Origin of the sequence: Flavobacterium oncorhynchi (assembly GCF_002217355.1) — a bacterium.
GTDB lineage: Bacteria > Bacteroidota > Bacteroidia > Flavobacteriales > Flavobacteriaceae > Flavobacterium > Flavobacterium oncorhynchi.
The window spans coordinates 1-8,145 of the sequence record NZ_MUHA01000040.1 but is presented as its reverse complement, the minus strand read 5'-3'; the positions used below and the strand labels follow the sequence as shown (position 1 = coordinate 8,145).

Here is an 8,145-nt window from a genome sequence, read left to right as displayed (position 1 = left end):
AAAACTATAATTTACTAATTTATCACTATTCGCTTTATTAATTGCAATAATTGATTCAGCCGATTTAATCAATCGCTCTTCTTTTTTAGCCGAGGTCAAATAATCTCCGCCAAATAAAATAATAGCAATCAGGGGAAAAATCAAAGTCAAAGTCAAAAACCGCAATCTGTTTGATTTATTATTCACTGCATCTAGATTATGTTTTTCAGCAATTCTAGTCAAATTAAACATTAAATTGATAATCAGAGAACCAACCATCAAAGCAAGAATTCCTAAAATACTTAGATAAAATGTTTCGGTCATATTCTCTTTAAAAACTTTTAAACCAAAAACCTGAATGGTTATAAAAGTAAATACCCAATACACTAATAAAAGTATTGATGTGATTCCAATAATATTGCTTAATCTAACTATTTGTTTTGCGTTCATTTATCTAAGTTATTATATAATAAATCCTTCTGCCTTTTTTGCACTAAAAATATTACTTTAATTTGAATCTTCTTAAAATATTTTTTTCATTCTCCTATTCAACCAGTTAAAATCTTTCAATTTTTAAATTTTTAATTCATTAAATTATACTCTATATTTGCTATCGAATAAAAAAGAATATGGAACAATTTGTAGTATCGGCTCGTAAGTATCGCCCGCAGACCTTTAAGGATGTTGTGGGACAAAAAGCCATTACAAACACTTTGTTGAATGCTATTGACAGCAATCACCTTGCTTCTGCTCTTTTATTCACAGGACCACGTGGAGTTGGAAAAACGACTTGTGCACGTATTTTGGCTCGAAAAATAAATCAGCCTGGATATGACGATCCTAATGAAGATTTTGCATTTAACGTTTTTGAGTTGGATGCCGCTTCAAACAACTCGGTTGATGATATTCGTAATCTTATCGATCAGGTCCGAATCCCGCCGCAAACTGGGCAATACAAAGTTTATATTATTGACGAGGTGCATATGTTGTCTTCGGCTGCTTTTAATGCTTTTTTGAAAACATTAGAAGAACCGCCAAAACATGCTATTTTTATTTTAGCGACGACAGAAAAGCACAAGATCATTCCGACGATTTTATCTCGTTGTCAGATATTTGATTTTAAAAGAATTACGGTAAAAGATGCTAAAGAACATTTAGCAGATGTTGCTCAAAGTCAAGGAATCAATTTTGAAGATGATGCTTTGCACATTATTGCTCAAAAGGCTGATGGCGCTATGCGTGATGCTTTATCAATTTTTGACCGTGTGGTTTCGTATTGCGGAACTAACTTAACGCGTCAGGCTGTAACTGAGAATCTAAACGTATTAGATTACGAAACCTACATCAGCGTTACTGATTTGATTTTGGAAAACAAAATTCCAGATCTTTTAATAGCTTACAACGATATTCTATCAAAAGGTTTTGACGGGCATCATTTTATTGCTGGATTAGCGTCTCATTTTAGAGACTTGTTAGTTAGTAAAACTCCTGCAACTATTTCCTTACTAGAAGTTGGAGAACAAGCGCAGCAAATGTATGGTGTTCAATCTCAAAAATGCTCTCAAGAATTTTTATTAAAAGGAATTGATATTGCAAATGACTGCGATTTAAAATATAAATTGAGTCAAAATCAACGNNTCGAAAGTTGAAAGTCAAAATGAACCTTTAAAAACAGAAGAAAAAGTCAATACTGATTCTCTTGTTGGTAATACTCCTGTTCCAGAAACGCCAAAAATTCAAACTCCGAAAATTGAAACTCCAAGAAATGAAACTGGAGGTGAACCAAAAGTTTCTGCCTTTTCTTTGGCTAGTATTCGCAAGAAAAAAGAATTAGAGCAAAGTGGTAAAACTCACGTTAAACCCACATCTATTCTACCTATTGAAGACTTTACTGAAACTGAAATGCTTGTGCAATGGAATAAATATGCAGAGCGTTTAGGTCAAAAAGGCTTGAAGATTATGGAGTCGATCTTATTAATCAACGATCCTGTTTTAAATGGAACCAACATTACTTACGAACTTCCAAACGAAGGTTCTAAGTTAGAATTCGAAAGTCAGATGAACGCGCTTTTAGGGCATTTAAGAGGTCACCTGCACAATCACGATATTACAATTGAAGTAATTGTAAATGAAAAGTTGGAAACTAAAAGAAGTTTTAACGATCAAGACAAATACAATCGTTTGCATGAAATAAATCCAAACATTGAGCTTTTACGTTCAACATTTGGATTAGATTTACCTGGATAGTTTTATATTCTATTCTTTGCGAATTTGCGCAAAATTGTTTTTACAAGAAAAAAAACAATTAACTTCTGCAGCATTATTTATTTAGAAGCCCTAAATTATAAACTTTTTCGAGCCATTTTTGTCTCTGACTTTCCTTTGCTGTTTTTACGATTCCGATATAACTTACTTTAACAGGTTTTACACCGCAAAACTCTAAAGTTGATTTCTTTAATTGATTCACGCTTGGTCTTCCAAAAAACAATCTGTAGTACCAGCCGGGCTGATCTAGAGTTGTGATAATATGCGCTGTTTTTCCTTTTAATAGCTTATCCCACCAAACCGAATTTTCTCTGTACTGAAATGCCATTCCAGGTAAAAATAATCGATCGATAAATCCTTTTGTAATTGCAGGAAGTCCACCCCACCAAACTGGATGAACCCAAACTAAATGATCTGCTCTTTTGATTTTTTCCCACGATTCTAATAAATCTGGTTCTAGTTCGGTTCGTTTTTGATATCCGTATTTTAAATTTGGACTAAAATTCAGAGCTGCAATTGTAATTGTTTCCACAATTGCTCCAGAAGCTGATGCGCCCTTTTTATATTCCGCCGCAATAGCAAAATTAAAGCTGTCCGGATTTGGATGTCCATTTATAATCAGTATTTTTTTCATGCTTTTCTTTTTTCAAAAATACTTTTTGCCTGTTTTCTTTTACTAGACAAATGTCCTAAAAAAAGCTAAACACAAATTCAAATTCAGGCTGATCTTTTCCTCTAAATAAAAAAAATTCTTGAGCTGCTTAAAAAACGGCTTTTCTAATTCGGCTTAAATGTCTTGGTGTAACTCCTAAATAGGATGCTAAATATTGTAACGGAATCAGCTGAAGGTATTTTTGATGATTCCTAAAAAGCGCTTCATAGCGTTCAGCGCCAGATAATTTTTGAAAATCTACCATTCGTTTTTGAAGATTTACAAACTCCATTTCGGTTAATTTCCTGCCTATTTCCTGCCAATTATAACTTGATTTATAGAGTTTTTCTAATGCATTTCGATCCAAAACCTGCAATTCTGTATCGACCAATGCTTGAATATTTTCTTCGGCTTTTTCTTGCGTTATGAAACTGGCAAATGATGCCATAAAATCATTTTCAAAAGCAAAACAATTGGTAATTTCATCACCTTTATGATTCATAAAAAAGGAACGAAGAATTCCTTTTTCTATAAATACTATTTCATTAGAAACCTGATTTTCTTCCAACAAGAAATCTCCTTTTTTGAGTTTTCTAAACGTGATTAAATTATCTAAATGCGATAACTCTTCATTAGATAAATCCTGTATGGATTGAAAAACAGCTTTCATTTATAGTATTAAAATTACTCTTTTAAGAAAAAATTCTTTCAATTCTTTTATCAGGAATAAGCCATAACATAGCAACTATAAAATAAGCGGCTCCAGAAATAATAACATTATAAAACGAAGCTGCGATACCAATAACATACAAAACTGCCGAAGCTTTTCCTTTCAAATCTCTTCCTAAAGCTTTTGCCAATGCAGAATTTTTCCCTTCAACATCAAGAACTGTTTTTTGAAGAATTACATAAGAAATTGCGCAAAGCAGCAGAATAATACCATACAAAGCCATTGCCGCTTTTTCAAAATTGTGTTCTCCCATCCAACCTGTCGAAACTGGAATTAAAGAAAGCCAAAATAGTAAATGTAAATTACTCCAAAGAATTTTTCCGTTTACTTTTGATAAACCATGAATTAAATAGTGATGATTATTCCAGTAAATTCCAACGTAAATAAAACTCAAAATATAGCTTAAAAACTTTGGAATAAGTGGTTTCAAGTCAGCAAACTCATGGCCTTGAGGCACTTTAATTTCTAAAATCATAATAGTGATAATAATTGCTAAAACACCATCACTAAAGGCTTCGAGTCTAGTCTTGTTCATTTAAATAAGTTTAAAATAATCTAAGTATCTTTTAAAAGTCTGCCACGAATTACACAAAATTACAAGAATTACATTTTACAATGTAAATAAAAAAACTCGTGCAAATTTGAATAGCTTGTGACGAAAAAATAATTCTATTTATATTTTACCGTAGTACATCGCTTTTACGATACCATCTGAAAGTCCAATTTTAGGAACGTATATCTGACGCGCTCCACTCCACTTCATTGCGTTAAGATAAATTCTTGTTGCATGAATAATTACGTCGGCACGATCTGAATTTAATCCTAATTCGGCGATTCGTTGTTCGTAAGTAAGTGAATTTAAAAACGCATACTGCGAATTTATGTAAATATATGAAAGTGGTTTTTCTTGCTGTTTTCCAGACATTTTAAACAACTTATTGATGTTTCCGCCAGAACCTATAAGAGTTACTTCATCATAATCTGCGGTATTGGTTTTAATCCATTTTTCAATTTCATCCCAAACTACATCGTGCACCATATTATTCAACAAACGAACGGTTCCTGCTTTAAAAGATCTGGAATTAATCAATTTCCCGTCAGAGAATAAAGTAAACTCGGTACTTCCGCCTCCAACATCAACAAACAAATAGGTTTCATCTGTTTTCAATAAATGATGCAAATCTGTTGAAGCTATAATAGCAGCTTCTTTTTTACCATCAATAATTTCGATTTTTATGTCGGCTTTTTTCTTAATTAAAGCTACAACCTCTTTTGCATTGTATGCCTCGCGCATTGCCGAAGTCGCAAACGCCATATAGCGTTCTATTTTATGTACTTTCATCAAAAGATTGAATGCTTTCATCGCATCAACCATTCGATCTATATTTTCTTCTGAAATTTCACCTACTGTAAAGGCATCTTGTCCCAAACGAATTGGCACACGAACAAGTGAACTTTTGTTAAACTGCGGTTCTTTGCCATCTTGCTCTACAACATTCGATATCAGAAGCCTCATGGCATTTGATCCAATATCTATTGCTGCAAATTTCCTTATATTAATCATGCTCACTTTATGATTTGAAATTGTTTTCTGTTATTATTGATTTACTTTTTGCGGAATTTCTTCGAACTTTTTAATTTTATTCTGATAATATTTATAGGTTTCAAATTGCGCTCTAAACGATGCATGATGATTTCGGGGTTTATACTTATTGTCTAATTTATAAGAATGGTATCTTACTTTAACGTTTCCTTTCCAAGCAATATTAAAGTTATCGATTAATTCTTTCTTAATTTCAAGGTCATAGATTGGACAGGTTACTTCTACTCTTCCATCAAGATTACGTGTCATAAAATCAGCAGAAGAAATATAAACTTCATTAAGACCCGCGTTTCCAAAAATATAAACTCTCGAGTGTTCTAAGTAATTATCGACAATACTAATAGCTTCAATGTTTTCGCTCATTCCTGGAATTCCAGGAATCAGAGAACAAATTCCTCTTACCTGCAGCTGAATTTTTACACCTGCATTACTTGCCTCGTATAATTTATCGATCATTTTAAAATCAGATAAACTATTCATTTTTAACTTAATATGTGTTTTTCTTCCTGCTAAAGCATGCAGAATTTCACGATCTATAAGTTTCACAAATTTTGACCTTGTATAATGCGGCGATACTATTAAATGTTTGTATCTGTGTACTCTATAATTTATATCGAAAAATTCGAATATTTTAGTAACATCTTTCAGAATACCTTGATTGCAGGTAAACAAAGTAACATCTGTATAAATTTTTGCCGTTGCTTCATTAAAATTTCCTGTAGAAATAAATCCGTAGCGACGAGTTTTTCCTTCTTCAAGCCTTTCGATAACGCATATTTTACTGTGCACTTTAAGACCTTTAATTCCAAAAATAAGCTCAATTCCTTCTGTCTGCATTTGCTCAGCGTACGAAATATTACTTGCTTCATCAAAACGCGCTTGAAGTTCAATTTGAACCACTACTTTTTTTCCGTTTTTTGCAGCATTAATTAATGAACTAATAATTTGCGAATTCTTTGCCAGTCGATATAAAGTAATTTTGATACTGGTTACTTTTGGATCTAAAGCTGCTTCACGCAAAAACTTGGTTAAATATGAAAATGACTGATAAGGAGCGTGTAATAAGTAATCTTTTCTACTAATTTTTTCTAATATACTTCCGCCAAGGCTTAAACCTGGAATTGGCAGAGGCTCGTTTGGTTTGTATAACAAATCGTAGCGTCCTAAATTAGGGAAACTCATATAATCACGTCGATTATGGTATCTTCCACCAGGAATTATACTATCTGTTTCAACAATTTTCATCTTATCTAAAAAGAACTGCAGGGTATCATCTTCAATTAAATTATCATAGATAAAACGAACTGGCTCTCCAATTCGGCGGTCTTTTACAGATGTTGCGATTTTTTCAAGCATACTTTTACTCAAATCGCTGTCTATATCTAACTGTGCATCACGAGTAATTTTGATCATGTGTGCTGAAACACTTTTATAATCAAATATGTTAAAGATGTTTTTTAGGTTGTAACGAATAACATCGTCAATTAAAATTACATACTGTTTTTCATCTTCAGACGGAAGAACAACGAATCTGTTTATTGTTTTTGGAATTTCTATAACAGCGTAACGTACTTCGTTGTTTGTCATTTCTAAACGAACGGCCAAATATCCTAAAGTGTCTTTTAAAACAGGAAATTCTGCCAAATCATTCAATATAATAGTTACCAATTCTGGACTTAATTTTTGCATAAAAAAGTCTTTCAGGAAACTTTCCTGATTTTTGGTAATTTGATCTTCGTTTATAATAAAAATATTCTCCGTTTCAAGTTCAGCTTCAATATTTCCTAGAATACGTAAGCTTTCTGATTGCTGTTGAATTACAATTTCGGTAATATCTTTAATTAATTGATGTGCCGAAACTCCGCCTAAGTATTTTTCGCCAGAAATTCCAGAAAGACTTAATCTTCTAATTGCGGCGTAACGAACTCTAAAAAATTCATCTAAATTGTTTGAAAAAATTCCAACAAAACGCAGTCTGTCTAAAAGCGGAACCGTATTATCACCCGCTTCCTGAAGTACTCTTGCGTTAAACGCTAACCAGCTTTTTTCTCTATCGATATATTTTTGTTCGTACACTATATTTATTTTAAATCTTTGGGGAAAATTGTTTTATGGGTTTTGCCTTTATTTATAGTATCCCAGCTTTCTGAATCAAACTGTAAAGATACAAAGCCTGAGGTTGGGACATTTTCTATAAAAACATCCCCAAATTTATTAACAAAATTTGTAATAGCCTCGTTATGTCCAAAAAGAATAACGCTTTCGAAACTATTATCACATGATTTAATAACCTTTTCGAGTTGTTTATCATCAAAAGTATAAAGGTCGTCTTTATAAACAATACTTTCTATAGGATATGAAATGTTTTGTGCAAAAATTAATGCCGTTTCTGAAGCTCGTGCCGCAGTACTGCTCCAAATAATATATGTTTTTGGAAGATATTTCGAAATAATAGCAGAAACATCATGCGCATCTATAATTCCTCTCTTCATCAGTGGCCGATCAAAATCTTTTAGAGGAGCTTCCCAACTTGATTTAGCATGACGTATTAAAATTAAATTTTTCATAAGCCGAAGATTTGAAACCTCAAAAAGAGGTCATTATTTTTTTTAAGTTCTAATTTACAAAAGATATTTTAAACCTTCTCAATTTTTTATTAGCGTTAACATTTTAAGTAAATTTTAACAAGAATAATTAATTCCACGACTTTTAAAACTTACAAAAGCGTCTTTAGAATTTTATCTTAAAAAATGTACTTCACCTATTAAACAATACAGTTCGTCGATATTTTGCAAATCAGTAAAATTTTAACTAAATAACTGATTATTAATCATTTACACCACGTTTAAAAAATGATTTTAAGTCAAAAAGAGAAAAAATCTCACTATTAAATTTACCAATATTTGGCAAAAAAAA

General features: G+C 32.0%; 8 protein-coding genes and 1 pseudogene. 2 read left to right on the top strand and 7 right to left on the bottom strand.

Features of this window, described 5'->3' with window-relative positions; all coding sequences use genetic code 11:
* On the bottom strand, positions 1-429 hold a 429-nt coding region (locus tag B0A75_RS20085), incomplete at its 3' end, for a hypothetical protein (protein WP_208861290.1).
* Positions 430-608: 179 nt separating this feature from the next.
* Here B0A75_RS20085 and dnaX point away from each other — a divergent pair.
* Positions 609-1,613 (top strand): annotated as a pseudogene (dnaX, locus tag B0A75_RS20775) (DNA polymerase III subunit gamma/tau); the annotation flags it as partial.
* Positions 1,614-1,782: 169 nt separating this feature from the next.
* Complete coding sequence (locus tag B0A75_RS20770) at positions 1,783-2,226, top strand: DNA polymerase III subunit gamma/tau (RefSeq protein ID WP_165765150.1); 444 nt, start codon at positions 1,783-1,785, stop codon at positions 2,224-2,226.
* Between the two features lie 73 nt (positions 2,227-2,299).
* Here the strand turns inward: B0A75_RS20770 and B0A75_RS20070 are convergent, their stop codons facing one another.
* From B0A75_RS20070 to B0A75_RS20045, 6 genes are all read right to left on the bottom strand, one after another.
* Positions 2,300-2,878 carry an NAD(P)H-dependent oxidoreductase gene (locus tag B0A75_RS20070; RefSeq protein WP_089056048.1) on the bottom strand — a complete coding sequence of 193 codons (579 nt, stop codon included), beginning with the start codon at positions 2,876-2,878 and terminating at the stop codon, positions 2,300-2,302.
* Positions 2,879-3,005: 127 nt separating this feature from the next.
* Positions 3,006-3,566, bottom strand: coding sequence for a Crp/Fnr family transcriptional regulator (locus tag B0A75_RS20065; protein WP_089056047.1), 561 nt, complete (start codon positions 3,564-3,566; stop codon positions 3,006-3,008).
* A gap of 22 nt (positions 3,567-3,588) precedes the next feature.
* The gene (locus tag B0A75_RS20060) at positions 3,589-4,161 is read right to left on the bottom strand and encodes a TMEM175 family protein (RefSeq protein ID WP_089056046.1); all 573 of its coding nucleotides are present in this window, start codon (positions 4,159-4,161) and stop codon (positions 3,589-3,591) included.
* Between the two features lie 138 nt (positions 4,162-4,299).
* Positions 4,300-5,190, bottom strand: a complete 891-nt coding sequence (locus tag B0A75_RS20055; protein ID WP_089056045.1) for a Ppx/GppA phosphatase family protein — start codon at positions 5,188-5,190, stop codon at positions 4,300-4,302.
* A 33-nt stretch (positions 5,191-5,223) separates the two neighbouring features.
* Positions 5,224-7,305 (bottom strand): polyphosphate kinase 1, encoded by a 2,082-nt coding sequence (gene ppk1 / locus B0A75_RS20050; RefSeq protein WP_089056044.1) that lies wholly within the window; start codon positions 7,303-7,305, stop codon positions 5,224-5,226.
* 5 nt (positions 7,306-7,310) lie between these two features.
* Entirely contained in the window at positions 7,311-7,796 is a 486-nt protein-coding gene (locus tag B0A75_RS20045; RefSeq protein WP_089056043.1) for a SixA phosphatase family protein, read from the bottom strand.
* Positions 7,797-8,145: the final 349 nt, after the last annotated feature.